This window comes from Pigmentiphaga soli, assembly GCF_039541095.1.
GTDB classification, from domain to species: domain Bacteria; phylum Pseudomonadota; class Gammaproteobacteria; order Burkholderiales; family Burkholderiaceae_B; genus Pigmentiphaga; species Pigmentiphaga soli.
Genome location: NZ_BAABFO010000006.1, coordinates 233,687 through 258,855 on the forward strand (window position 1 = coordinate 233,687; position 25,169 = coordinate 258,855).

General features: G+C 69.5%; 23 protein-coding genes and 1 pseudogene. 13 read left to right on the forward strand and 11 right to left on the reverse strand.

Going from position 1 to position 25,169, the window contains the following annotated elements; genetic code table 11:
* Nucleotides 1-5: 5 nt before the first annotated feature.
* Nucleotides 6-560, reverse strand: a complete 555-nt coding sequence (locus ABD927_RS08600; RefSeq protein ID WP_345248324.1) for an RNA pyrophosphohydrolase — start codon at nt 558-560, stop codon at nt 6-8.
* A gap of 85 nt (nt 561-645) precedes the next feature.
* Between ABD927_RS08600 and ABD927_RS08605 the strand changes: the two genes are divergently transcribed.
* Complete coding sequence (locus ABD927_RS08605; protein ID WP_345248326.1) at nt 646-2,391, forward strand: proline--tRNA ligase; 1,746 nt, start codon at nt 646-648, stop codon at nt 2,389-2,391.
* Between the two features lie 130 nt (nt 2,392-2,521).
* On the opposite strand, the gene ffh is transcribed toward ABD927_RS08605, so the two are convergent.
* Nucleotides 2,522-3,931 (reverse strand): signal recognition particle protein, encoded by a 1,410-nt coding sequence (ffh, locus tag ABD927_RS08610; RefSeq protein ID WP_345248328.1) that lies wholly within the window; start codon nt 3,929-3,931, stop codon nt 2,522-2,524.
* 24 nt (nt 3,932-3,955) lie between these two features.
* Here ffh and ABD927_RS08615 point away from each other — a divergent pair, with 24 nt between their 5' ends.
* The 7 genes from ABD927_RS08615 to ABD927_RS08645 all read left to right on the forward strand — a co-directional run bounded on the left by ABD927_RS08615 (nt 3,956) and on the right by ABD927_RS08645 (nt 11,928).
* Entirely contained in the window at nt 3,956-4,807 is an 852-nt protein-coding gene (locus ABD927_RS08615) for a cytochrome C assembly family protein (RefSeq protein WP_345248330.1), read from the forward strand.
* 29 nt (nt 4,808-4,836) lie between these two features.
* On the forward strand, nt 4,837-5,085 hold the full coding sequence (locus ABD927_RS08620) for a PP0621 family protein (RefSeq protein ID WP_345248332.1): 249 nt from the start codon (nt 4,837-4,839) through the stop codon (nt 5,083-5,085).
* A complete protein-coding gene (gene ampD / locus ABD927_RS08625; protein ID WP_345248334.1) occupies nt 5,082-5,711 on the forward strand; it encodes a 1,6-anhydro-N-acetylmuramyl-L-alanine amidase AmpD in 630 nt (209 codons plus the stop codon). The genes ABD927_RS08620 and ampD overlap by 4 nt, the downstream gene beginning before the upstream one ends.
* A 359-nt stretch (nt 5,712-6,070) precedes the next feature.
* Nucleotides 6,071-8,950: a ribonucleoside-diphosphate reductase subunit alpha gene (locus ABD927_RS08630; RefSeq protein WP_345248336.1), complete on the forward strand. Its 2,880-nt coding sequence runs from the start codon at nt 6,071-6,073 to the stop codon at nt 8,948-8,950.
* 25 nt (nt 8,951-8,975) lie between these two features.
* Nucleotides 8,976-10,139, forward strand: a complete 1,164-nt coding sequence (locus ABD927_RS08635) for a ribonucleotide-diphosphate reductase subunit beta (RefSeq protein WP_345248386.1) — start codon at nt 8,976-8,978, stop codon at nt 10,137-10,139.
* Nucleotides 10,140-10,532: 393 nt separating this feature from the next.
* Complete coding sequence (locus ABD927_RS08640; RefSeq protein WP_345248338.1) at nt 10,533-11,099, forward strand: histone H1-like DNA-binding protein; 567 nt, start codon at nt 10,533-10,535, stop codon at nt 11,097-11,099.
* A 268-nt stretch (nt 11,100-11,367) separates the two neighbouring features.
* Nucleotides 11,368-11,928, forward strand: a complete 561-nt coding sequence (locus ABD927_RS08645; protein ID WP_345248340.1) for a YggT family protein — start codon at nt 11,368-11,370, stop codon at nt 11,926-11,928.
* Between the two features lie 132 nt (nt 11,929-12,060).
* Here the strand turns inward: ABD927_RS08645 and ABD927_RS08650 are convergent, their stop codons facing one another.
* The 9 genes from ABD927_RS08650 to ABD927_RS08690 form a co-directional block, all read right to left on the reverse strand.
* Nucleotides 12,061-12,564, reverse strand: a complete 504-nt coding sequence (locus tag ABD927_RS08650; protein WP_345248342.1) for an outer membrane lipoprotein — start codon at nt 12,562-12,564, stop codon at nt 12,061-12,063.
* Between the two features lie 309 nt (nt 12,565-12,873).
* A complete protein-coding gene (locus tag ABD927_RS08655) occupies nt 12,874-13,821 on the reverse strand; it encodes a carbohydrate kinase family protein (protein ID WP_345248344.1) in 948 nt (315 codons plus the stop codon).
* An 8-nt stretch (nt 13,822-13,829) separates the two neighbouring features.
* Nucleotides 13,830-14,885, reverse strand: coding sequence for a DUF3426 domain-containing protein (locus ABD927_RS08660; RefSeq protein WP_345248346.1), 1,056 nt, complete (start codon nt 14,883-14,885; stop codon nt 13,830-13,832).
* 16 nt (nt 14,886-14,901) lie between these two features.
* Nucleotides 14,902-15,804: a 50S ribosomal protein L11 methyltransferase gene (gene prmA, locus ABD927_RS08665; protein ID WP_345248348.1), complete on the reverse strand. Its 903-nt coding sequence runs from the start codon at nt 15,802-15,804 to the stop codon at nt 14,902-14,904.
* Between the two features lie 14 nt (nt 15,805-15,818).
* Nucleotides 15,819-17,168 carry an acetyl-CoA carboxylase biotin carboxylase subunit gene (gene accC / locus ABD927_RS08670; RefSeq protein WP_345248350.1) on the reverse strand — a complete coding sequence of 450 codons (1,350 nt, stop codon included), beginning with the start codon at nt 17,166-17,168 and terminating at the stop codon, nt 15,819-15,821.
* A 145-nt stretch (nt 17,169-17,313) separates the two neighbouring features.
* On the reverse strand, nt 17,314-17,775 hold the full coding sequence (gene accB, locus ABD927_RS08675; protein ID WP_345248352.1) for an acetyl-CoA carboxylase biotin carboxyl carrier protein: 462 nt from the start codon (nt 17,773-17,775) through the stop codon (nt 17,314-17,316).
* 25 nt (nt 17,776-17,800) lie between these two features.
* Entirely contained in the window at nt 17,801-18,235 is a 435-nt protein-coding gene (aroQ, locus tag ABD927_RS08680; protein WP_345248354.1) for a type II 3-dehydroquinate dehydratase, read from the reverse strand.
* An 88-nt stretch (nt 18,236-18,323) separates the two neighbouring features.
* Nucleotides 18,324-18,899, reverse strand: coding sequence for a TlpA family protein disulfide reductase (locus ABD927_RS08685; protein ID WP_345248356.1), 576 nt, complete (start codon nt 18,897-18,899; stop codon nt 18,324-18,326).
* Entirely contained in the window at nt 18,896-19,489 is a 594-nt protein-coding gene (locus tag ABD927_RS08690; RefSeq protein ID WP_345248358.1) for a hypothetical protein, read from the reverse strand. Before ABD927_RS08690 ends, ABD927_RS08685 begins: the two co-directional genes overlap by 4 nt.
* A 228-nt stretch (nt 19,490-19,717) precedes the next feature.
* On the opposite strand from ABD927_RS08690, the gene mpl reads away from it, so the two are divergent.
* The 5 genes and pseudogenes from mpl to aroE all read left to right on the forward strand — a co-directional run.
* Nucleotides 19,718-21,121 (forward strand): UDP-N-acetylmuramate:L-alanyl-gamma-D-glutamyl-meso-diaminopimelate ligase, encoded by a 1,404-nt coding sequence (gene mpl / locus ABD927_RS08695; protein WP_345248360.1) that lies wholly within the window; start codon nt 19,718-19,720, stop codon nt 21,119-21,121.
* A complete protein-coding gene (locus ABD927_RS08700) occupies nt 21,118-21,720 on the forward strand; it encodes a YqiA/YcfP family alpha/beta fold hydrolase (RefSeq protein WP_345248362.1) in 603 nt (200 codons plus the stop codon). Before mpl ends, ABD927_RS08700 begins: the two co-directional genes overlap by 4 nt.
* Before the next feature lie 16 nt (nt 21,721-21,736).
* On the forward strand, nt 21,737-23,794 hold the full coding sequence (locus ABD927_RS08705) for a ribonuclease catalytic domain-containing protein (protein WP_345248364.1): 2,058 nt from the start codon (nt 21,737-21,739) through the stop codon (nt 23,792-23,794).
* The gene (locus ABD927_RS08710; RefSeq protein WP_345248366.1) at nt 23,754-24,656 is read left to right on the forward strand and encodes an energy transducer TonB; all 903 of its coding nucleotides are present in this window, start codon (nt 23,754-23,756) and stop codon (nt 24,654-24,656) included. Before ABD927_RS08705 ends, ABD927_RS08710 begins: the two co-directional genes overlap by 41 nt.
* 42 nt (nt 24,657-24,698) lie before the next feature.
* Nucleotides 24,699-25,169, forward strand: a pseudogene (gene aroE, locus ABD927_RS08715) (shikimate dehydrogenase); the annotation flags it as partial.

Genomic DNA, 25,169 nt, shown 5'->3' on the forward strand with positions numbered 1-25,169 from the left:
TCGGCCTACACCACGGTCTGTTCATCTGTTGTCGAACCGCGGCGATGCGGCCCGACGTGCTGGCGCAGGTAGCGGGTTTCGTGGCCGCGACGGAACAGCACGAGCGCCAGCTCGTTCAGCGCCAGAGTATATACGTCGCGCTTGAACTCGATGACGGCGTCCAGCGGCACCCAGTACTCGCTCCAGCGCCAGGCGTCGAACTCCGGGTGCGGCGACGCCCGCAGGCAGACGTCGCAATCGCGGCCCAGCATGCGGAGCAGAAACCAGATCTGCTTCTGCCCCTTGTAGTGCCCCCGCCATTCGCGTCGGACGAAGTGGTCGGGGACGTTGTAGCGCAACCAGTCGCGCGTGCGTCCCAGGATGCGGACATGTTCGGGCCTCAGGCCCACTTCTTCGTGGAGCTCGCGGAACATGGCCTGGGCAGGGCTTTCGCCGTGCTTGATGCCCCCCTGGGGAAACTGCCAGGAGTGTTCGTTGATGCGCTTGCCCCAGAAAACCTCGTTACGGTGATTGACGAGGATGATGCCGACGTTGGGACGGTAACCTTCACGGTCCAGCATGAGCCACCCCAGCGATTCCCATACAATTGAGTCGATTATAGGCCTGCCCGGGCCGACTTGACACTTCCCTTAACGTGAGCACCGAATGCGCGCATCGCAGTTCCACATCGGCACCCTGAAAGAGGCCCCGTCCGACGCCGAAATCCCCAGCCACCGGCTGATGACCCGGGCCGGCATGATCCGCAAGCTGGCCGGCGGCATCTACAGCTACATGCCGCTGGGGCTGCGCGTGATCCGCAAGGTGGAAGCCATCATCCGCGAAGAGATGAACCGCGCCGGCGCGCTCGAACTGCTGATGCCGATGGTGCAGCCGGCCGAGCTGTGGATGGAATCCGGCCGCTGGGAGCAGTACGGCCCCGAGCTGCTGCGGCTGAAAGACCGCCACCAGCGCGATTTCGTGCTGCAGCCCACGTCGGAAGAGGTCATCACCGACATCGCGCGCAACGAAATCCACAGCTGGCGCCAGCTGCCGAAGAATTTCTACCACATCCAGACCAAGTTCCGCGACGAGCGCCGGCCGCGCTTCGGCGTGATGCGCGGCCGCGAGTTCACGATGAAGGACGCCTACTCCTTCGACCGCGACGAGGCCGGCGCGCAGAAGAGCTACGACGCGATGTACGCTGCCTACATGCGCATCTTCGCCCGCATGGGGCTGGAGTTCCGCGCCGTGGCGGCCGACACCGGCTCGATCGGCGGCACGCGCAGCCACGAATTCCAGGTCATCGCCGACACCGGCGAAGATCTGATCGTCTACAACCCCGCCACCCAGTACGCCGCCAACATGGAGCTGGCCGAGGCGCCGGGCCTGATCGCCGAGCGCGCCGCGCCGGCCGAAACGCTGCGCAAAGTCGCCACGCCCGGCGCCGCCCGCTGCGAAGACGTGGCCGCGCTGCTGGGCGTGCCCGCGTCGAAACTGGTCAAGACGCTGGCGGTGGCGGTCGAGCCGGAACAGGCCGGCGCCGCGCCCGCCGTCTGCCTGCTGCTGCTGCGGGGCGACCACGAACTGAACGAGATCAAGGCCGGCAAGCTGCCCGGCTTCGAACGCGGCTTCCGCTTCGCCTCCGACCAGGAAGTGGCCGAGCACCTGGGCTGCCAGCCCGGCTTCATCGGCCCGGTCGGCCTGGCGCGGACGGTGCGCGTGATCGCCGACCGCACCGTCGCCAACATGAGCGACTTCGTCTGCGGCGCCAACCAGGCCGACCACCACTACGCCGGCGCCAACTGGGCGCGCGACCTGCCCGAGCCCGACCTGGTGGCCGACCTGCGCAACGTGGTCGACGGCGACCCGGCGCCCGACGGCAGCGGCCGGCTGGCGATCCAGCGCGGCATCGAGGTCGGCCACGTGTTCTTCCTCGGCACCAAGTATTCGGCCGCGCTCAAGGCCACCTACCTGGACGAAACCGGCAAACCGGCGCTGATGCAGATGGGCTGCTACGGCATCGGCGTTACCCGGCTGCTGGGCGCGGCCATCGAACAGAACCACGACGCACGCGGCATCGTCTGGCCGCGCGCGCTGGCGCCGTTCGAGGTGGTCATCTGCCCGGTCGGCTGGGGCAAGAGCGAGGCCGTGCGCGAGGCGGCGTCGAAACTCTACGAAGACCTGCTGGCCCAGGGCGTCGACGCCATCCTCGACGACCGCGACGAGCGCCCCGGCGTGATGTTCGCCGACTGGGAACTGATCGGCGTGCCGGTCCGCGTCACCATCGGCGACCGCGGGCTGAAGGAAGGGCAGATCGAGCTGCAAGGCCGCCGCGACGCCGCGGCCGAGAAGATCGACGTGGCCGAGGCCCTGCCCCGCACGCTGGAGAAGTTGTCCCCCCCTACGCGCTGACGCGCGCCCCCCAGGGGGCGATGCGAGCGGACCGGAAGGAACGCCACCCCCGCAGCCTACGGCCGCCCCCTCAAGGGGGCGATGCGAGCGGACCGGCAAAGCCGGATCCGCCGCATCCTGGTGAGGGGGGCTACCTCAGGCCCTTCATTCCCTTCAGGGCCTTCGCCCCGCCCATGGCCCGCATCATCTTCGCCAGGCCGCCCTTCTTCATCTGCTTCATCATGCCCTGCATCTGCTCGAACTGGGCCAGCATGCGGTTGACCTCCTGGACCTGGACACCGGCGCCGGCGGCGATGCGGCGCTTGCGGGAAGCCTTGAGGAGTTCCGGCTTGCTGCGCTCCAGGTTGGTCATCGAATTGAGGATGCCCTCCATCCGCCGGATCTGCTTGCCCGCCTGCTTGCTGTCGACCTGGGCGGCCGCCTGAGAGAACTGGGCGGGCAGCTTTTCCAGGATCGAGCCCATGTCGCCCATGTTCTTCATCTGCGCGATCTGGGCGCGGAAGTCGTTCAGGTCGAACTTGTCGCCCGACTTCAGCTTGGCGGCCAGCTTTTGCGCCTCGCCGACGTCGATGGCTTTCTGCGCCTCTTCCACCAGCGACAGGATGTCGCCCATGCCCAGCACCCGCTGGGCCATGCGCTCGGGGTGGAAGGGCTCGAGCCCGGCCAGCTTTTCCGACACGCCCACGAACTTGAGCGGCTTGCCGGTGATGTGGCGCACCGACAGCGCGGCGCCGCCGCGGGCGTCGCCGTCGAGCTTGGTCAGCACCACGCCGGTCAGCGGCAGCGCGTCGTTGAAGGCCTTGGCGACGTTGACGGCGTCCTGGCCCAGCATGGCGTCGACCACGAACAGGGTTTCGATCGGGTCGAGGATCGCGTGCAGGGCGCGGATCTCGTTCATCAGCTGTTCGTCGATGCCGAGCCGGCCGGCCGTGTCGACGATCAGCACGTCGTAGTGATAGCGGCGGGCGTGGTCGAGCGCGCCGCGGGCGATGTCTTCCGGCTTCTGGTCGGCGGTGGACGGCAGGAAGTCGACGCCGGCCTGGGCCGCCACCGTCTTCAGCTGCTCGATGGCGGCCGGCCGGTAGACGTCGGCGCTGACCACCAGCACCTTCTTGCGGCCGGTCTTGCGCCCGCCCTGGGTGTGGCCGCCTTCGGCCAGCCAGCGCGCCAGCTTGCCGGTGGTGGTGGTCTTGCCCGAGCCCTGCAGGCCGGCCATCAGGATCACCGCCGGCGGCTGCTGCGCCAGCGACAGCTCGCTGGCGTTGGGGCCGAGGTCGCCGCCCATCAGCGCGGTGAGTTCCTTGTGGACCACGCCCACCAGGGCCTGGCCGGGCGTCAGGCTGCCGGCGACTTCCTCGCCCAGCGCCTTTTCCCTGACGCGGGCCACGAATTCGCGCACCACGGGCAGCGCGACGTCGGCCTCCAGCAGCGCCAGCCGCACTTCGCGCAGCATTTCCTGGGTATTGGCCTCGGTGAGCCGGGCCTCGCCGCGCAGCGTCTTGACCACGCGCGCCAGGCGGGTGGTGAGGTTATCGAGCATGAGGGGATTCGCTTACACTTCCATATGGACATGGGAATTGTATTGCACGCACTGGCCGCCGCCGGTTACGCCTTGTTGGGCATGCTGGCGTGGCGCGCCGTCTCTGAGCGCCCCGAGGCCCGGGTCGGCACCGCCGAGCGGATCGGGCTGGCGGTGGTGGTGCTCGTCCATGGCGCGGCCGTGCAGCAATCGATGCTGGGCGACGGCAACCTGCGGCTGGGTTTCGCGCTCGGCGTGTCGGCGGCGCTGTGGCTCGGCCTGATCGTGTTCTGGATCGAAAGCCTGCTGGTGGCCATCGACGGCCTGCGGCTGTGGCTGATGCCCCTGGGCACCCTCAGTACCCTGCTGCCGGTCCTGTTCCCCAGCGGCCGCGTGATCGCCCATGCCGACAGCGGCTGGCTGCGCGTGCACCTGGCCATCTCGCTGGCGGCCTACAGCCTGATCACCATCGCCGCGCTGCACGCGCTGCTGATGGCCTCCACCGACCGCCGGCTGCACGAACTGTCGGGGCCGGGCGCCGCGCCGCAAGGCGGGCGGGCCGGCGTGTTCGCGCGCCTGTTCGACGCCATGCCGCCGCTGCTGATGCTGGAGCGGCTGCTGTTCCGCCTGATCTGGATCGGCTTCGTGCTGCTGACGCTGGCCATCATCAGCGGCATCGTCATCTCCGAGGCGCTGACCGGCCAGGCACTGCCGTTCGACCATAAAACCGTTTTCACCCTGCTGTCGTGGCTGACCTTCGGCCTGCTGCTGCTGGGGCGCCAGGTATGGGGCTGGCGCGGCCGGATCGCGCTGCGCTGGACGCTGGCCGGCTTCGCGCTGCTGCTGCTGGCCTATACCGGCACCCGCTTCGTGCTGGAAGTCATCCTCCACCGCTGAACCGCGGCGCGGCCGCACCAACCAACGCCATGGGCAAAATCCTTTTCTGGCTGATCGTCATCCTGGTCGCGCTGCTGGCGGCACGCATCGCCGCCCGCAACGCGGCCAACGCGCAGCTGCGCCGGCAGGACCGCCGCCGTCCGCGTCCCGACGCGGCGCCGCAGGCGATGGTGCAATGCGCGCACTGCGGCGTGCACCTGCCGGCCAGCGAGGCCGTGCGCCGGCGCGGCTACAACTACTGCGGGCTCGCGCATTCGCTGCGCGGCCCGGCGCGATGACGGCGGCGCGGCTCGGCGACGGCGGCTGGCTCGAACATCCGTCGGTGCGCCGCGCGCCCTCGCCCAACGTGGACGAACGCCCGCCCGGCACCGACGTCACGCTGCTCGTGCTGCACAACATCAGCCTGCCGCCCGGCCGCTTCGGCGGCCCCTATATAGAAGCGCTGTTCACCAACACCCTCGACTGCGCCGCCGACCCGTGGTTCGAACGGCTGCGCGGCCTGCGGGTATCGGCCCATTTCCTGATCGCGCGCGACGGCGCCGTGGTGCAGTTCGCCGGCACCGACAGCCGCGCCTGGCACGCCGGCGTCTCGTGCTTCGAAGGGCGCGAGCGCTGCAACGATTTTTCGATCGGCATCGAGCTGGAAGGCTGCGACGACCAGCCCTTCACAGACGCCCAATACCGCGCCCTGGCCCGGCTGGCGCCGGCGCTGCGGGCGCGGCATCCGATCCGCGCGCTGCGCGGCCATGAGCACATCGCGCCCGGCCGCAAGACCGACCCCGGCCCGCATTTCGACTGGCGCCGCTGCGGCCGCGAAGGCGGCTGGGACCCGGCGCAGTTGCCGCCGCAGGCAGCGCCGGCGGCGGCCGGCGCCCTGCCGGCGAAGGCTTCCGGCGAGCAGTGAGTGCAACACCTCGTTACTTGCTCCCGACTTGTTCTACAATGTCGGTACCCCTAGAATTAGTGCCTCGGCAACCTCCATACCACAAGATCTAGTGGTCGGAAGGCCGCGCCGACGGAAAAGGGGGAAACAGATGGGTCGTCGATCCGCGAGTCCGAAAGTGCTCACGCGCACCTGCCTGCAAGGCCCGTATCCGTCCGGCGCAAGATGGCCGGGCGCGGGCCCCGGCGCAGCCGCTCGCCCCGTCTCTTCCCCTCGGTCCTGACCCGCCGGTCCGGCCGCCACCGATTCTCCCGAACGACACCCGAGTAGCCCCGGCGCGGCATCAAAAGCCGCGCCTCTTACGCATCCCAGGAGGCCTTATGCAACTTTCGACTCCGTCGGCCCGCCCGGCCGCCACGCAGCCCGCCGCCCGGCCTGCCGCCGCGCCGGCCGACAACACGGCCTACACCGACTACAAGGTCATCCGCCGCAACGGCGCCGTGGTCGGCTTCGAACCCGGCAAGATCTCGATCGCCCTCACCAAGGCATTCCTGGCCGTCAACGGCGGCCAGGGCGCGGCCTCTGCGCGCGTGCGCGAGCTGGTCGAGGTGCTGACCGCCCAGGTGGTCAACGCGCTGGTGCGCCGCCAGCCCGGCGGCGCCACCTTCCACATCGAAGACATCCAGGACCAGGTCGAGCTCGCGCTGATGCGCTCGGGCGAGCACGACGTGGCCCGCGCCTACGTGCTGTACCGCGAAAAACGCTCCCAGCAGCGCGCCCTGCTGCACACCCAGCCCGACCAGCCGGTGCTGCACGTGACCGACGACGGCCGCCGCGTGCCGCTCGACGCGCAGCACCTGCACGCCGTGATCCAGGCCGCCTGCGTCGGCCTTGACGACTACGTCTCGGCCGACGGCATTTTCAACGAAACCGTCAAGAACCTGTACGACGGCGTGCCGACCGACGAAGTCTTCAAGTCGGCCATCCTGGCCGCCCGCTCCCAGCTCGAGAAAGACCCGGCCTACAGCACCGTGACCGCCCGCCTGCTGCTGCACACGATCCGCAAGGAAGTGCTGGGCAAGGAAGTGGAACAGGACGAGATGGCCGGCCAGTACGCCGAATACTTCCCCCGCTTCATCGCGCGCGGCATCGAGGCCGGCCTGCTCAACCCCAAGCTGGCCGAGTTCGACCTGGCCCGCCTGGGCGCCGCGCTCGACCATGCACGCGACCTGCAGTTCAACTACCTCGGCCTGCAGACCCTGTACGACCGCTATTTCCTGCACGTCAAGGGCGAGCGCATCGAACTGCCGCAGGTGTTCTTCATGCGGGTGTCGATGGGCCTGGCGCTGGGCGAGGAAAACGAGGCCGAGCGCGAAACCCGCGCCATCGAGTTCTACCGCCTGCTGTCGTCGTTCGACTTCATGAGCTCGACGCCGACCCTGTTCAACGCCGGCACCACCCACTCGCAGCTGTCGTCGTGCTACCTGACCACCGTCTCCGACGACCTGGAAGGCATCTACGACGCCATCAAGGAAAACGCGCTGCTGGCCAAGTACGCTGGCGGCCTGGGCAACGACTGGACCCCGGTGCGCGCGCTGCGCAGCCACATCAAGGGCACCAACGGCGAAAGCCAGGGCGTGGTGCCGTTCCTGAAGGTGGTCAACGACACCGCGGTGGCGGTCAACCAGGGCGGCAAGCGCAAGGGCGCGGTCTGCACCTACCTGGAAACCTGGCACCTCGACATCGAGGAATTCCTCGAGCTGCGCAAGAACACCGGCGACGAGCGCCGCCGCACCCACGACATGAACACGGCCAACTGGATTCCCGACCTGTTCATGAAGCGCGTGATCGAGGGCGGCGACTGGACCCTGTTCTCGCCGTCCGACGCGCCCGACCTGCACGACAAGGTCGGCAAAGCCTTCGAAGAGGCCTACACCGCCTACGAGGCCAAGACGCAGACCGGCGAGCTCACCTTGTTCAAGCGCATGCCGGCCATCACGCTGTGGCGCAAGATGCTGTCGATGCTGTTCGAGACCGGCCACCCGTGGATCACCTTCAAGGATCCGTGCAACATCCGCTCGCCCCAGCAGCACGTGGGCGTGGTGCACAGCTCCAACCTGTGCACCGAGATCACGCTGAACACCAACGAGTCGGAAATCGCCGTCTGCAACCTGGGCTCGGTCAACCTGGTGGCCCACCTGAAGACGCTCGACGACGGCACGGTCGCGCTCGACCACGACAAGCTCAAGCGCACCATCGGCACCGCCATGCGCATGCTCGACAACGTGATCGACATCAACTACTACGCGGTCGACAAGGCCCGCAACTCCAACGCCAAGCACCGTCCGGTCGGCCTGGGCATCATGGGCTTCCAGGACGCGCTGCACAAGATGCGCGTGCCGTACGCCTCGCAGGACGCGATCGAATTCGCCGACCGTTCCACCGAGGCGGTGTGCTACTACGCCTACTGGGCCTCGACCGAACTGGCCGCCGAACGGGGTCGTTACTCCTCGTTTCGCGGTTCGCTGTGGGATCGTGGCATCCTGCCGCAAGACTCGCTCGAACTGCTGCGCGAAGAGCGCGGCGGCTACGTCGAAGTCGATACGAGCGCGACGCTCGACTGGAACGCGTTGCGGGAACGCATCAAAGAACACGGCATGCGCAACTCCAATTGCATCGCCATTGCCCCGACGGCAACGATTTCCAATATCATTGGCGTGTCTGCGTGCATCGAACCTACCTACCAGAACTTGTACGTCAAATCGAATCTCTCCGGCGAGTTCACCATCGTCAACGACTATCTGGTGCGCGACCTGAAGAAACTCGGGCTGTGGGACGAGGTGATGGTTGCGGACCTGAAGTACTTCGATGGCAGCCTGTCCAAGATCGACCGCGTGCCTCCCGAACTGCGGCAGCTGTACGCCACCGCGTTCGAAGTCGAGCCGCGCTGGCTGGTGGAGTGCGCGGCGCGCCGCCAGAAATGGATCGACCAGTCGCAATCGCTGAATATCTATATGGCCGGCGCCTCGGGCAAGAAACTCGACGAAACGTACAAGCTGGCGTGGCAACGCGGCCTGAAAACCACCTACTATCTGCGGACGCTGGGCGCCACCAGCGCCGAGAAATCCACCGGCCGGGGCGGCGAGCTGAATGCCGTGCCGACGGCGGGCGACAAGCTGCCCGAACCGGAAGTCGTCGGGGCGGCGTGCACCATGAGGCCCGGCGATCCCGGGTTCGAAGAGTGCGAAGCCTGCCAATAACCCTGGATACCGGAGCCGAATGAACATGCTGTCCTGGGACGAAGACACCTCGACCACCCCGGCACCGGCGGCCCGCCCCGCCGCGATGCCGGCCGCCCCGCGCCTCGACGACGTGGCGCTGCCGGCGGCTGCGCCGGCGCCGCGCGCGCCGGCCGCCGCCGACGCCGCCGCGCACCGCGTCAACATTGCCGACAAGCGCATCATCAACGGCCAGACCGACGTCAACCAGCTGGTCCCGTTCAAATACAAATGGGCCTGGGAGAAATACCTGGCCACCTGCGCCAACCACTGGATGCCGCAGGAAGTGAACATGTCGCGCGACATCGCGCTGTGGAAGAACCCGCAGGGCCTGACCGAAGACGAGCGCCGCATCATCAAGCGCAACCTCGGCTTCTTCGTGACGGCCGACTCGCTGGCGGCCAACAACATCGTGCTGGGCACCTACCGCCACATCACGGCCCCCGAATGCCGGCAGTTCCTGCTGCGCCAGGCCTTCGAGGAAGCGATCCACACCCACGCCTACCAGTACATCGTCGAAAGCCTGGATCTCGACGAATCCGAGATATTCAACGCGTACCACGAGGTACCGTCGATCCGCGCGAAAGACGAGTTCCTGATCCCCTTCATCGATGCCATCGCCGACCCGGCCTTCAAGACCGGCACGCCGGAGGCCGACCAGACGCTGCTGAAGTCGCTGATCGTGTTCGCCTGCCTGATGGAAGGCCTGTTCTTCTACGTCGGCTTCACGCAGATCCTCGCGCTGGGCCGGCAGAACAAGATGACCGGCGCCGCCGAGCAGTACATGTACATCCTGCGCGACGAGTCCATGCACTGCAACTTCGGCATCGACCTGATCAACACCATCAAGCTCGAAAACCCGCATCTGTGGACGCCGGAATTCCGCGAAGAAATCCGCGCCCTCTTCCGCAAAGCGGTCGACCTGGAATACGCTTACGCCGAAGACACCATGCCGCGCGGCGTGCTGGGTCTGAATGCGCCGATGTTCAAGTCCTATCTGCGCTTCATCGCCAATCGCCGCTGCCAGCAGATCGGCATCGAAGCGCTGTTCCCGCAGGAGGAAAATCCCTTCCCGTGGATGGCCGAGATGATCGACCTGAAGAAGGAACGCAATTTCTTTGAGACGCGTGTGATCGAGTACCAGACCGGCGGTGCGCTGAGCTGGGACTGAAGACCTCACGCAAGCCAGGATCAGGCGCCTTGCGCGCCCAGCCGAAAGGCCCGGGTGATGTCAGACGCGAACGGAAGCGGCCAGCCGGCCCCCGTCACGCGCACCACCCGGCGTCTTGCCCGCGCCTCCGGCCCCGTGCCGGAGCGGCGCGGCGGCGGGGCTGCATGGCGCCATCCGGCACAGGCGAAACCGCCTGTGCCAAGTCATTCGACATGGTTCGCGCGCCGTGCGGAATATGTCGAATGGCTGTGTGCCGGATTCATTAGCGCAAACTGCATGCGCTGGCCGAAGCGTTCGTTCGCCAGCGGGCTTGCGCCGATGAATAGCCCGTGAGGATGGTCCGAGCGGGTTCGTGTTCTGGATCCCTGAACTTCCCGTAAAGGAGAGCAGATCATGGCGACAGCCAAGAAAGCAGTGAAGGCGCCGGCCAAGAAGGCGGCGGCCAAAAAAGCCCCGGCCAAGAAAGCCCCGGCCAAGAAGGCGGCGGTGAAGAAAGTCGCGGCCAAGAAGGCCCCGGCCAAGAAAGCCGCAGTGAAGAAGGTCGCCGCCAAGAAGGCCCCGGCCAAGAAAGCCGCGGTGAAGAAGGTCGCCGCCAAGAAGGCTCCGGCAAAGAAAGCCGCGGTGAAGAAAGTCGCCGCCAAGAAGGCCCCGGCCAAGAAAGCCGCGGTGAAGAAGGTTGCGGCCAAGAAGGCCCCGGCCAAGAAAACCGCGGTGAAGAAGGCGGCCGCCAAGAAGGCCCCGGCCAAGAAGGCGGCGGCGAAAAAGGCGCCTGCCAAGAAGGCTGCCTCCGCCTCCAAGCCTGCGCCGGCCAAGAAGCCGGCCGCCAAGAAGGCCGCCGCGGCACCCGCCGCGCCTGCGGCCACGCCTGCGCCGGCGGCCTCCACCGCCGCTGCGCCCGGAGCCAAGACGGCCCTCAACCCTGCTGCTGCATGGCCCTTCCCCACGGGCAGCCGTCCGTGAGGCATTGATCGAAGCGTTTCACGCTTCGACCGCCCCGCCAGGCCGCGCCTGGCGGGGCTTTTTAATGCCTACCCCCTACGCGCTTCACGCGTTGTCAGAGGCTCCCCCTACGCGCTTCGCGCGCCCCTCAAGGGGGCGGCGCTGGCGGACCGGCAAAGCCGGATCCGCGGCGCCCTGGATGGGACGGTGCTTGCGCGTGGTCATCCGGGGCATGCGACAATCCGCCCTGACCTGCCGCCCACGCGCAGGGCGATTTCCTGGAGCCCCCATGTTCGGCGACATTGCCCAATTCCTGCTCAACATCGTTTTCACTCTGTACGGCGCCATCCTGCTGTTGCGGCTGTGGATGCAATGGGCGCGCCTGCCGCCGTACAACCCGATCGCCCGCCCGCTGTTCCAGGCCGCCGACTGGATCGTGGTGCCGCTGCGCCGCGTGCTGGGCGGCCGGGGCGGCATCGACTGGGCCTGCCTGGTCGCCGCCTGGCTGACCGCGGTCGTGTTCCTGTTCCTGTCGGTGCTGGTGTCGAGCGGCAACCCGCTGGCGATCTTCCCGCTGGGGCTCGGCATCGCGCTGCTGCTGGTGCTGAAGTGGGCCATCAACCTCGTGATGTGGATCACGCTGCTGATGGCCATCATGTCGTGGGTCAATCCGCACGCGCCGCTGATGCCGATGCTGTACGCGCTGACCGCGCCGCTGCTCGACCCGATCCGCCGGATACTACCCTCGATGGGCGGGCTGGACCTGTCGCCGCTGGTGCTGTTCCTGCTGACCCAGATCGCGCTGATGATACTGGCCCGCGCCGGCCTCCCCGTCTTCATGGGGTATTGAGCCCCCCTACGCGCTTCGCGCGCCCCCCTGGGGGCGGCACTGGCGGACCGGCGGAGCCGGATCCGCTGTGCCCTGGATGCGGGCACTGTGGTGCATAGAGGTAGAGCCGCTAGGCGGCCGCAGGGAACGCGGTCAGCGGTGGGTGACGCGGGTCACGCCGGTGCCGCTCAGCACGCGCACGCGGTCGCCGGCATAGAAGGTTTCGTCGGCTTCCTGCACGATGGAGCGCACTTCGCCGTTGTCGAACTTGACGGTGATTTCCAGGCCGTTGGACTTGGACAGCCCGCGTTCGGCCGCCTGGCCGGCGATGCCGCCGGCGATCGCGCCCAGCACCGAGGTGATGATCTGGCCGCGTCCGCCGCCGATGCTGTTGCCCGCCACGCCGCCGACGATGGCGCCGCCGGCCGTGCCAACGCCCGTCTGGCCGCGGTCGATGGTGACCGGGCGCACCGATTCGACGACGCCGTAGCGCACCACCTGTTCGCGCTGGGCCTGGCCGGCCCCGTATACCGACGCCGAGTTGCTGCCGCCCGCGCAGCCGGCCAGCACGGCCATCGACGCCACCAGGGCCGCCGCCACGATCGAGCGGCTGCCGCAGCGGGCCGCCCCGAGGATGGATCCGGAAGAAGCATTCATGTGAGATATCCCGCTTGCCGGCTGGGTGCCGGCTGTTCTGTGCAATGTACCTTATTGGACGCCACGCGCGTGCCTAGGTTCGCCCGCCACGCCGGCGCCCCGTGCCCGAACGTTGTTTCAAACGATGACACCCCATCATCCAAGACGCCCCCATCCAGGACGCCGCGGATCCGGCTCAGCCGGTCCGCCAGCGTCGCCCCTAGAGGGGCGCGGCCGAAGGCCGCCAGGGGTGGGCTTTCCCTCCGGTCCGCCAGCGTCGCCCCCTGGGGGGCGCGCGAAGCGCGTAGGGGAGTCTATAACAGGGGGGGGCTATAACGACAGACCGTAGTGTTGCTGCAGGCGGCGCGAGATCTCGTCGCGGCTGGGTCGGTGGTTCTGCGGGCCGCGTTCGGCGATCTTCAGCGCGCCCATCAGGCTGGCCAGCCGGCAGCTGTCGGCCCAGCTCCATCCGAGCGTGACGCCATACAGCAGACCGGCGCGATAGGCATCGCCGCAGCCGGTGGGGTCGACCACGGCCTCGGCCTTGACCGGCTCGATCTTCGTTTCGCGGCCGCCTTCCAGCAGCAGCGAGCCCTTCTCGCCCAGCGTGACGATGGCCGCGCGCAGGCCGCGCGCGATATCGGCCATGCTGCGGCCGGTGCGCTGCTCGACGACGTGCGCCTCGTAGTCGTTGACGGTGATCACCTGGGCCAGCTTCAGCATCTCTTCGAGATCGTCGCCGCTGAACAGCGGCATCGCCTGCCCGAGGTCGAAGATGAAGGGAATGCCGCGCGCATGCAGCCGGCGGGCGTGCGCGAACATGCCGTCCTTGGCGTCGGGCGCGACGATGCCCCAGGCGCCGGGGGCGTCGCCGAGGTCGTTGGTGGCGGCCGCGCCCATCGCGCCCGGGTGGAAGGCGGTGATCTGGTTGTCGGCCAGGTCGGTGGTGATGAAGCACTGGGCGGTGTAGGTGCCCGGCACCACCTTCACCCAGCGCGTGTCGATGCCCAGGCCGCGCATCCGTTCCAGGTAGTCGCCGGCGTCTTCGCCCACCGTGGCCACCGGGATCGGCTTGCCGCCCAGCAGCCGCAGGCTGTAGGAGATATTGCCGGCGCAGCCGCCGTATTCCTTGCGCATCGACGGCACCAGGAAAGACACGCTGAGCGAGTGGACCTGCTCGGGCAGGATGTGCTCCTGGAAGCGCCCCTCGAACACCATGATGGTGTCGAAGGCGACGGAGCCGCAGACGATGACGGGGGGCGTATCGGGTAGGGACATGGCGGAAGTCATGGGAAGAAAATGTCTACGCGGTAGCCGGTGGCCGCGGCGGCGCTTTCCACCGGGATGTCCAGCGTGCGCTCCTGGCCGGCCTGCAGCGGCACGGCGCGCAGGTCGGGCGGCAGGTAGGCCGACGGCGGCAAGACCTTGCGCGCCACCACGGCGCCGGAAAAATCGGTGAGCGACAGTTCGATGGCGGGCCAGGGCTGCGGGAAGCGGCCGCGGTTGCGCAGCACGACCTGCAGGGTCAGCCGGCGCGGGCTGGCGCCCGTGCCCGCCGGCGAATCGGCGCCGGTCCGGCCGGCGGCATCCGCCGCCGGGCCCGTGCCCGAATCGGCGCCGGCCGGCTCGCCGCCCTGCGCTGCCGCCAGCGGCTCGAGCGATGACGATTCGATGGACAGCAGCGTGATGTCGCGCGGATAGTCCACGGTGCAGCCCAGGCTGCCGCACAGCCGCTCCAGCGCGGGCCGCAGCGCCGGCGCGCGCACGGCCAGTTCGCTGCGGAACACCCATATGGCCTGCAGCGCCAGCGCGACCAGGGCCAGCAGCGCCGCCACCGCCCACCAGGCCGCGCGGCTGCGGCGTTGTTCCCGCGCGCCGTCGTCCAGGAACGCCGGCGGCGCGCCGGGCGCGGACGATGCCATGCCGGCCGCCGTGAAGGCGCCCGCGGCGGTGAAAGAGTCGGCCGCGCTGGCCGCATCGGCCGGGACAGCAGCCTGCGCAGACGCGGACGCCGCAAACGGTCCGCCATCCGCCGCCGCGCCGTACTCCGTGCCCGCGGGCATCTGGAAGCCCTGCCCGCGCTTGCGCAGCACCGCGGGCTCGGGCGCGGCATCCGTGCCCGGGCCGGCCGGGGCCGTGTCCGGCAGGCGATCGTGCGCGGCCGCCGGCATGCCGGCCTGCGGGGCGAGTGCCGCGCCGTCCTCGACCGAGATCAGCGTGGCGCGCCCGTCGAATATCGCATTGCAGACCCCGCAGCGGACCAGGCCGTCGCGCACCCGGATCTGGTCGGCAACGATCCGGAAGGCCGTGCCGCAGTGGGGGCAGCGCGTGGCGAGCGTCATGGCGCGGCCGCGGCGTTCAGCTGCCGCCGGCCGGCCGGCGGCCGTGCAGGCATACCCAGCCGTCGCGCGCCTGCCAGACCGTCAGCGGCAGCCACGGCGCATAGACGGCGGCGACTTCGTCGGCCTGCCGTTCGAGCACGCCCGACAGGACCAGGTCGCCGCCCGGCAGCACGCGGTCGCACAGCATCGGCGCCAGCACCTTCAGCGGGTTGGACAGGATGTTGGCGAGCACCGCGTCGGCCCGCCAGCCGGGCAGCGCGTCGGGCAATTCCGCTTGTATCTCGACGCCGTTGGCGCGCGCATTGTCGCGCGTGGACTGCACGGCCTGCGGGTCGATGTCGACGCCTACGGTGGGGCCGGCGCCCAGCTTGCGCGCGGCGATGGCCAGGATGCCCGAGCCGCAGCCGTAGTCGAGCACGCGGCTGCCCGGCCGCAGCTGGCGCGCCAGCCAGGCCAGGCACAGATGGGTGGTGGGATGGCTGCCTGTGCCGAAGGCCAGGCCCGGGTCGAGCCGGATCGATACCGTGCCCGGCTCGTCGGGTACCTCGTGCCAGGTGGGCACGATCCAGATGCGGCCGTCGACGGCGATCGGCTCGAACTGCGATTGCGTGAGCCGGACCCAGTCGGCGTCGGGCACGTCGCGCAGCGCCCACTGCGCCGGCTCGGGCAGGCCTGAGGCGGCGCAGGCGTCGGCCAGCAACTGGGCCGGGTCTTCGCCATCGGGCAGCAGCGCCACCACGCGGTTGCGCGCCCAGGCCCGCGTCTCGGGTTCGAGGCCCGGCTCGCCGAACAGCGGCCGCTCGGCCTCGGTGCCGAGGTCGGCGTCCTCCACCGAAACCGACAGCACGCCCGCTTCCAGCAGCGCATCGGACAACGTTTCGGCCTCGGACTCGGGACAGTCGAACACCAGTTCGCGCATGGGGCGCCGCCTTGCTACTCGGGGCGCTGCGCCAGCCGCTGCTCGAGGTAGTGGATGTTGGTCCCGCCTTCGATGAAGCGGGCATCCTGCAGCAGTTCGCGGTGCAGCGCGATGTTGGTGGAAATGCCTTCGACCGCCATTTCCGACAGCGCGATGCGCATCCGCGCCAGCGCCTGTTCGCGCGTGTCGCCGTAGGCGATCACCTTGGCGATCATCGAGTCGTAGTTGGGCGGGACGAAATAGCCATTGTAGACGTGCGAATCGACGCGGATGCCGGGGCCGCCCGGCACGTGCCAGCTGAGGATGCGGCCGGGGCTGGGCGTGAAGCGGAACGGATCCTCGGCGTTGATGCGGCACTCGATGGCGTGGCCCTTGAACACCACGTCGCGCTGGCGCAGGCGCAGCTTTTCGCCGGCGGCGATGCGGATCTGTTCCTGCACCAGGTCGACGCCGGTGATGGCCTCGGTGACCGGGTGCTCGACCTGGATCCGCGTGTTCATCTCGATGAAGTAGAACTCGCCGTTCTCGTACAGGAACTCGAAGGTGCCGGCGCCGCGGTAGCCGATCTTGCGGCAGGCGTCGGCGCAGCGGTCGCCGATGCGGTCGACCAGCCGGCGCGGGATGTGCGGGGCCGGCGCTTCCTCGATGATCTTCTGGTGGCGGCGTTGCATCGAGCAGTCGCGCTCGCCCAGCCAGACCGCGCCGCGCTGGCCGTCGGCCAGCACCTGGATCTCGACGTGGCGGGGGTTCTCGAGGAACTTCTCCATATAGACGTCGGGATTGTTGAAGGCCGCGGCGGCCTCCGAACGCGTCATCGTGACGGCGTTGAGCAGCGCGGCCTCGGTGTGGACCACGCGCATGCCGCGCCCGCCGCCGCCGCCGGCGGCCTTGACGATGACCGGATAGCCGATCTGGCGGGCGATCTGGATGACCTCTTTCGGATCGTCGGGCAGCGAGCCCTCGGAACCGGGCACCACCGGCACGCCGGCGGCGATCATGGCCTGCTTGGCGCTGACCTTGTCGCCCATCAGGCGGATCGACTCGGGCCTGGGGCCGATGAAGACGAAGCCGCTCTTTTCGACCCGTTCGGCGAAGTCGGCGTTTTCCGACAGGAAGCCGTAGCCGGGATGGATGGCCTCGGCGTCGGTCACTTCGGCCGCCGAGATGATGGCGGGCATGTTCAGATAGCTTTCGCGCGAGGCCGCCGGGCCGATGCAGACCGACTCGTCGGCCAGCTTGACGTACTTGGCCTCGCGGTCGGCCTCGGAATGAACCACGACGGTCTTGATCCCCAGTTCGCGGCAGGCGCGCTGGATACGCAGGGCGATTTCGCCGCGATTGGCGATCAGGATCTTTTCAAACATGAACGAATGTCCTGGTAGCGTCGGGACGCGGTCCGGCGCCGGCTCGGGCGCCTCGCGGGCGCCGCCGGTGCCGGCGGCCGCCTCCCGACTGACGAGGGTGGGGCGCTCCAGCGTCATGGAAAAGCGCCCGGCATCCTGGACCGGCTCAGCCGATCACGAACAAGGGTTGGCCATATTCGACGGGCTGGCCGTTTTCGACCAGGATTTCCTTGACCACGCCCGCCTTGTCGGCCTCGATTTCATTGAGCAGCTTCATCGCTTCGATGATGCAGAGCGGATCGCCCTCCTTCACCGTCTGGCCGACGTCGACGAACACCGGCGCGCCGGGATTGGGCGCGCGGTAGAAGGTGCCGACCATCGGCGATTTGACCACATGGCCCTGCGCGGCAGCGGGCGCGGGCGGGGCGGCGGGCGCCTCGGGCGCCGGCGCCGGGACGGGGGCGGACACCACGGTCGGATAGGCCTGCATCGCCGGCGCGGCGGCCACGGGGCCGCCCTGCGCGAACTTGACGATACGGACCTTGCCTTCACCTTCGGTGATTTCGAGTTCGGCGATGCCGGACTCGGCCACCAGATCGATCAAGGTTTTGAGTTTTCTGAGATCCATGGGTGGGTTCCCCAACAAATTGCTTTCAATGCGCCAGCGCGTACCGCACAGCCGCTTCGTAACCATCGGGCCCCAGCCCGGCGACGACGCCCACGGCCAGGTCGGAAAAATAGGAATGGCGCCGGAACGCCTCGCGTTTGTGGACGTTCGACACGTGTACTTCGATGAACGGCATGGCCACGGCCGCCAGGGCGTCGCGGATGGCCACGCTGGTGTGGGTATAGGCTGCCGGATTGATCACGATGAAATCGGTACCGTCGGTACGCGCCGCCTGGATGCGGTCCACCAGGCCGCCTTCGTGATTGCTCTGGAAAGTGCTGAGCTGGGCACCGTTCGCCTGCGCCAGGGCGGCCAGCCGCGCGTCGATGTCGGCCAGCGTGGTGGCGCCATAGACCTCGGGTTCGCGGGTGCCGAGCAGATTCAGATTGGGGCCGTGCAATACCAATATGCGATTGGCCATAGTGTCTGAAAACGATAAAGAGGGCGCGATTTTCACGCAAACCGCGCCATATTGTCCATCAAGTGTAACCAAAGCGCCGCCGCCGCCCTCAGGCCGCCAGGCCCTGCAGCGTGGCGCGCAGCTGGTCGATGTGCAGCCGCCCCAGGGAGCGCAGCGCCACCTTGCCGTCGGCCCCGATCACCACGGTAAACGGCAGGCCCCCGGCCTCGTTGCCGAGCCGGCGCGACAATTCGGCGCCCGCCGCCCCGGCCACCAGCAGCGGGTAGCGCACCGGTATTTTCTGGACGAATTTTTGCATGTTGGCGGCGGAATCGACGCCGATGCCGATGAATTGTACGTGGTTCTGCAGCTCGCCCTGCAGGCGGTCGAGCTCCGGCATCTCGTCGACACAGGGCACGCACCAGGTGGCCCAGAAATTGACCACCAGCGGCCGGCCCCGCCATTGCGACAGCGGTTGCGGCGTGCCGTCCAGCCCGTCGAGCCGCTGGGCGAACAGGATGTCGACCGGGCCGTCGCCGCCGCCGGCCAGCCGGCGCCACGCCAGGCCGCCGCCCAGGGCGGCGGCGGCGATGCCTGCCGCCGTATAGGCCAGCAGGTGGCGGCGACGGGCCGGAAGCGCCTCGTCGGGCGCGCCGGGCGGGCGGCCGGGAGGATGCGCGCTCATTCGATGTCTCCCAGCAGGCGCAGGACCGCGCGCCGGTCGCCGCGCTCCGGACGGCCGTCGGGGCCGGGCCGCAGCGCGCCCCGCAAGGCGTGGCTATCGTAGATGCTGAGCATGACGCCTTCGCCGTCCCAGGTGAAGTAAAGGGCCTCGACCTTGCCGCGGCCGCGGAAATCCGGCCGCTCGCCCGCCTCGTAGGCGATGCCGCCGTTGATCAGGAAGATCTCGACGTCTTTCGACGAATCGGCGAAGCATTGCAGCGCGATGTCGGAATGTTCGCCGGCGGTGCCGTTCCAGACCGGGCCGGTCAGGTAGGGCTGGAAGCGCTCCAGCCGCTCCATCACCGCCAGCGCGACGCGGCGCAGCTGCTCCAGGCGGGCCGGCTGGCTGTCGCCCATGAACAGCGCCTGGTATTCGCGCACTTCGGTTTCGATTTCGTCGTTGTCCGGCAGGATGTTGCCGCGCGGCGGGGCGCTCTGCCCCATCAGCATCTTCACGGCCTTGCGCTTGGCGGTGCTGTAGTCCAGGCCGTCTTCGGCGATCATCCGGGCCGCGGCGGCGGCGATTTCCTGGCGCAAGAAAGAAACTGGCATGACTGCTCCGGGGAGGGCCCACCCCCTACGCGCTTCGCGCGCCCCCCTCAAGGGGACGGCGCTGGCGGACCGGCGGAGCCGGATCCGCGGCGCCCTGGATGGGGCGGCGATGCGGCGGGGGGCCCGGGGATTCGGTGGGCGGTGCCTATGATACTTCGTTGGGCGGGGGGCTGCCTTGGGGCCGGGCCGGAGGCTCTACAATCGAAGTCCATATGGGACATTCGAGCCATGCATCTACATATTCTTGGCATTTGCGGGACGTTCATGGGCGGGCTGGCGCTGATCGCGCGGGCGGCCGGGCATCGCGTCACGGGCTGCGATGCGGGCGTGTATCCGCCGATGAGCACGCAGCTGGCCGAGCACGGGATCGGACTGATCGAGGGGTTCACGGCCGACCAGCTGGCGCTAAAGCCGGATCTGTTCGTGATCGGCAATGTCGTGAGCCGGGGCAATCCGCTGATGGAGGCGATCCTGGAGGCCGGGCTGCCGTATACCTCGGGGCCGCAGTGGCTGGGGGAACATGTGCTGGCCGGGCGCCATGTGCTGGCGGTGGCGGGCACGCACGGCAAGACGACCACCACGTCGATGCTGGCCTGGATCCTGGAGTCGGCCGGGCTGGCGCCTTCGTTCCTGGTGGGCGGGGTGCCGCAGGACTTCGGCGTGTCGGCCCGGCTGGCGGCGCCGCAGGCCGGGCGCGCGCCGCTGTTCGCGATCGAAGCCGATGAGTACGACACGGCGTTCTTCGACAAGCGCTCCAAGTTCGTCCACTACCGGCCGCGCACCGCGATCCTGAACAACCTGGAATTCGATCACGCCGACATCTTTCCCGATCTGAACGCGATCGAGGTGCAATTCCATCATCTGGTGCGCACCATCCCGGGCAGCGGGCTGATCGTCGCCCCCACCCACTCGGACGCCATCGACCGCGTGCTGGCGCGCGGCTGCTGGTCCCAGACCGCCAGTTTCGGTCCCGATGGCGCCTGGGAGGCGGGCGAGGAAGATGCCGGCGGCGCGTTCGAGATCATCCGGCACGGCCAGCCGGTGGGCAGCGTGCGCTGGGAACTGAGCGGCTACCACAACCGGATGAACGGACTGGCGGCCATCGCCGCGGCCGAGCACGCGGGCGTGGCGCCGGCCGACGCCGCCGCGGCGCTGAGCCGCTTCGCCGGCGTCAAGCGGCGCATGGAGTTGCGCGGCACGGTGGCCGACATCCGCGTGTACGACGACTTCGCCCACCACCCCACGGCCATCGCCACCACCATCGGCGGCCTGCGCGGGCGCATGCCCACGGGCCGCATTCTGGCGGTGCTGGAGCCGCGTTCCAACACCATGAAGCTGGGTTCGATGAAAGCCCAGCTGCCGGCCTCGCTGGCCCAGGCCGACCTGATCTTCTGCTTCGGCCAGCGCGAGGGCAGGCATGCGCTCGGCTGGGACCCGGCCGAGGCGCTGGCGCCGCTGGGCGCGCGGGCGCAGGCCTTCGGCGACCTGGGCGCGCTGGTCGACGCCGTCACTGCCGCCGCGCGGCCGGGCGACCATATCCTGGTCATGAGCAACGGCGGCTTCGGCGGCGTGCACGGCAAGCTGCTGGCCGCGCTGGCGCAGCGCTGGCCGGCTGCGGGAGCATCGGCATGATTCTTTATCTGCACGGATTCCGTTCCTCGCCGCAGTCGTTCAAGGCCAGGATGATGGCCGAGGCCATGCGCGAACGCGGCCGCGAAAACGAATGGCGCTGCCCGGCGCTGCCGCCCGGCCCGCGCGCCGCCATCGAAGTGGCGCAGGAAGCCGCCGCGCAGCTGCAGCGCGCGACCGGCCGGCCGGCGCAGGCGCTGACCGTGATCGGCTCCTCGCTGGGCGGGTATTACGCCACCTGGCTGGCCGAGCGGCTCGGCTGCAAGGCGGTGCTGCTCAATCCGGCGGTGCATGCCGCGCGCGACCTCGCCACCCAGGTCGGCCCGCAAAGCGGCTACCACGACGGCCAGCCCTTCGAATTCAAGGCCTCGTACGTCGACGAACTGAAAGCGCTCGAAATCCCGCGCATCAGCCGCCCCGGCCGCTACTTCCTGATCGCCGCCACCGGCGACGAAGTGCTCGACTGGCGCGAGATGCGCGACCACTACGCGGGCGCCCGGCAGCGCATCGTCGAAGGCAGCGACCACGGGCTGGGCGATTTCGCCCGCTGGCTGCCCGAGGTGCTCGAATTCGCCGACGCGCCCGTCACCGATTCCCACTGATCCGGATACCCCCGCAATGCATGTTTTGTACGAGGACGATGGCGGCTTCAAGGCGGCGACCGTCCTGAGCGAGAGCGACGCCAGCCTGCAGGTCGAGGCGGCCAGCGGCAAGCGCAGCAAGATCAAGAAGACCGCGGTGGTGGTGCGCTTCGAGCAGCCCGGGCCGGAAACGCTGCTGAAGGAAGCCGAGGCCGCGGCGCCGGAGCTGGACCTGGAATTCCTGTGGGAATGCGCGCCGCAGGAAGAGTTCGACGTGCGCACCCTGGCCGAGGAGTACTACGGCCACGCCCCCAGCGCGGTGGAACAGGCCACGCTGCTGTTGCGGGTGCACGCGGCGCCCGTCTATTTCCATCGGCGCGGCAAGGGCAAGTACCGGCCCGCCCCGCCCGACATCCTGGCCGCCGCGCTGGCGGCGGTCGAAAAGAAAAAGCGCCAGGCCGAGCAGGTGCAGGCCTGGGCCGACGAGATCAAGGCCGGCTCGCTGCCCGAGGCGCTGGCGCGCCAGGCCGAGACGCTGCTGTTCCGCCCCGACAAGAACAGCCTGGAGTGGAAGGCGCTCGACGCCGCCTGCACCCAGCTGCGCAAGCGCCCCGACCGGCTGCTGCTGGAGCTGGGCGCCTTCCCGAGCGCGCTGTCCATCCACAAACGGCGCTTCTATGGCGAATACTTCCCCAAGGGCGCCGGCTTCGCGCCGGCCGAGGTGCCGGCCATCGGGCGCGAGTTGCCGCAGGCCGAGGTCGAGGCCTACTCCATCGACGACATCACCACCACCGAAATCGACGATGCGCTGTCGGTGGCGGAACTGCCCGACGGCATGATCCGCGTCGGCATCCACATCGCCGCGCCGGCGCTGGCCGTCACCCGCGACAGCCCGCTCGACGCGCTGGCGCGGACGCGCATGTCCACCGTCTACATGCCGGGCGCCAAGATCCCGATGCAGCCCGACGAGGTCATCGCCGCCTTCTCGCTCGACGCCGGCCGGCCGGTGCCGGCAGTGTCGCTGTACGTCACGGCCGACCCGGCCACCGGCGCGGTGGCCGCCAGCGAGACCCGGCTCGAACGGATCGTGGTGCGCGAGAACCTGCGCCACAACCTGCTGGACGACCTGGTCACCGAGGAAGCGCTGGACGACCCGGCGGCCGAACTGCCCCACGGCGCGCTGCTGCGCCCGCTGTGGCGGCTGGCCAAGGGCCTGGCGGCGGCGCGCGAGGCGGTGCGCGGCAAGCCCGAAAACAATAACCGCATCGACTACAGCTTCTACGTGGACGGCGACCCCGACCGCCCCGACGAGGCCCGCATCCGCATCGAGCCGCGCCGTCGCAACGCGCCGCTCGACCGCCTGGTGGCCGAATACATGATCCTGGCCAACAATCTGTGGGGCGGCCTGCTGGCCAGCTGCGGCGTGCCAGGCATCTATCGTTCGCAGCAGGGCGGGCGCGTGCGCATGGGCACCGCGGCGGCGCCGCACGAGGCGATCGGCGTGCCGCAGTACGCGTGGTGTACCTCGCCGCTGCGGCGCTATGTGGACCTGGTCAACCAGGGGCAGCTGATCGCGGCCGTCGAGCACGGCGTGTCGGCCCGCCTGGTGGCGCCGTACAAGCCGCGCGAGGCCGATCTGTTCGCCGTCATCGGCGCCTTCGAGGCGCGCTACGCGGCCTATGCCGATTTCCAGCAGGCCATGGAACGCTTCTGGTGCCTGCGCTGGCTCAGGCAGGAGGGCGTGACCCGCGCCGACGCCGTGGTGCTGCGCGACGACGCCGTGCGGCTCAAGGCCATCCCGCTGTTCATCCGGCTCGGCGGCCTGCCGGCGCTGCCGCGCGGGCAGACCGTGCGGCTCGACATCCTGGGCACCGACGAGCTGGAGCTGGAAGTCGACTGCCGCTTCGTCGAGGTGGTGCAGGAGGCCGGGCTGGACAGCGCGGCGCTGGAAGACGAGGCCGATCCGCAGGCGGCCGCGGAAGCGGCGGAGGTCGAGGCGGCCGACGGGCCGGACGCGGACGACGCGCCGCTGCAGCCGGGCGACGGAGAGGGAGATGGGGACGCCGGGAAAGCGCAAGACAGCCCCCAGCCGTAACCGCGATATCCCGATTCCCGCCCCGCATGCCGGCACGCGGCAGAGGCTGGCCATCGGGGCAGCGGTATCGCTGGCTTTCCATGGCGCGCTGCTTGGCATCGGCTTCGTGCCGCCGGCCGAGAAACCGCCACGCCACGACACCGGGCTGGAGGTCGTGCTGCTCAACGCCGGCACCCGCTCGGCGCCGGCGCGGGCCGAACTGCGGGCCCAGGTCGACAGCGACGGCGGCGGCGACAGCAACAGCGGCCACAGCCGCGCGCCGGTGCAGCAGTCGGCGCCCGACCGCGACGGCGAACTGCTGGCCTCGCTGCGCGAACGGCAGGCCGCGCTGGAAGCCCGGCAGCGCCAGCTGGCGGCCCAGGTCAGGCAGCGCCTGGCCGCCGCCTCGGACGGCCGGACCCAGGCCGGCCCGGCCGCGGCGACCGGCGCCGAACGCCGCGACAACAGCCAGCTGGCGCGCCGCTTCGCCGAGATCGCCGAGCGCGTCGAAGACTACAACAAGCGCCCGCGCAAGCACTTCTTCGCGCCGTCCACTTCGGAATACCGCTACGCGGCCTACGTGGAACAGTGGCGGCGCCGCATCGAGGCGGTCGGCAACCGCCACTACCCGGCCGCCGCGCGCGGCAAGCTGTACGGCTCGCTGCGGATGACGGTCTACATCCGCGCCGACGGCACGGTCGACGGCATCGATCTCGGCCAGCCCTCGCGGCACCGGGTGCTGAACGACGCGGCGCGCCGCATCGTGTCGCTGGCGGCGCCCTTCCCGCCCTTCCCGCCGGAGATCAGGCGCGATACCGACATCCTGGCGATCACGCGCACCTGGCACTTCACCCACGGCAAGCTGACCGCCACGGCGCGCTGAGGCCCGCGTACACTTCGGACTGTCTTCCCTGCCCGTTCAAGAATGGTCTCCCAAGCCACTGCGCCAACCGCGCCTCCCCTGCCCCCGCCCGACCGCTACGCGGTGGTCGGCAACCCGGTCGAGCACAGCCGCTCGCCATGGATCCATGCGCAATTCGCGCGGCAGACCGGCCAGAACCTGGTCTACGACCGCCTGAACGCGCCGCTCGACGGCTTCGCCGGCACGGTCGCGGCCTTCTTCGCCGCCGGCGGCGCAGGCCTGAACGTGACCGTGCCGTTCAAGCTGCAAGCCTTCGAACTGGCCCGCGGCCATCTGAGCGAACGGGCGCGCGCGGCCGGCGCGGTCAACACGCTGTGGCGCCGCGACGGCGTCCTGCATGGCTGCAACACCGACGGCGTCGGCCTGCTGCACGACCTGCAGCGCCTGGGCGCCGCCGTGCGCGGCGCCCGGGTGCCGCTGGCCGCCGCCGGCGGCGCCGTGCCCGGCGTGGTGCTGCCGCTGCTGGCCGCCGCC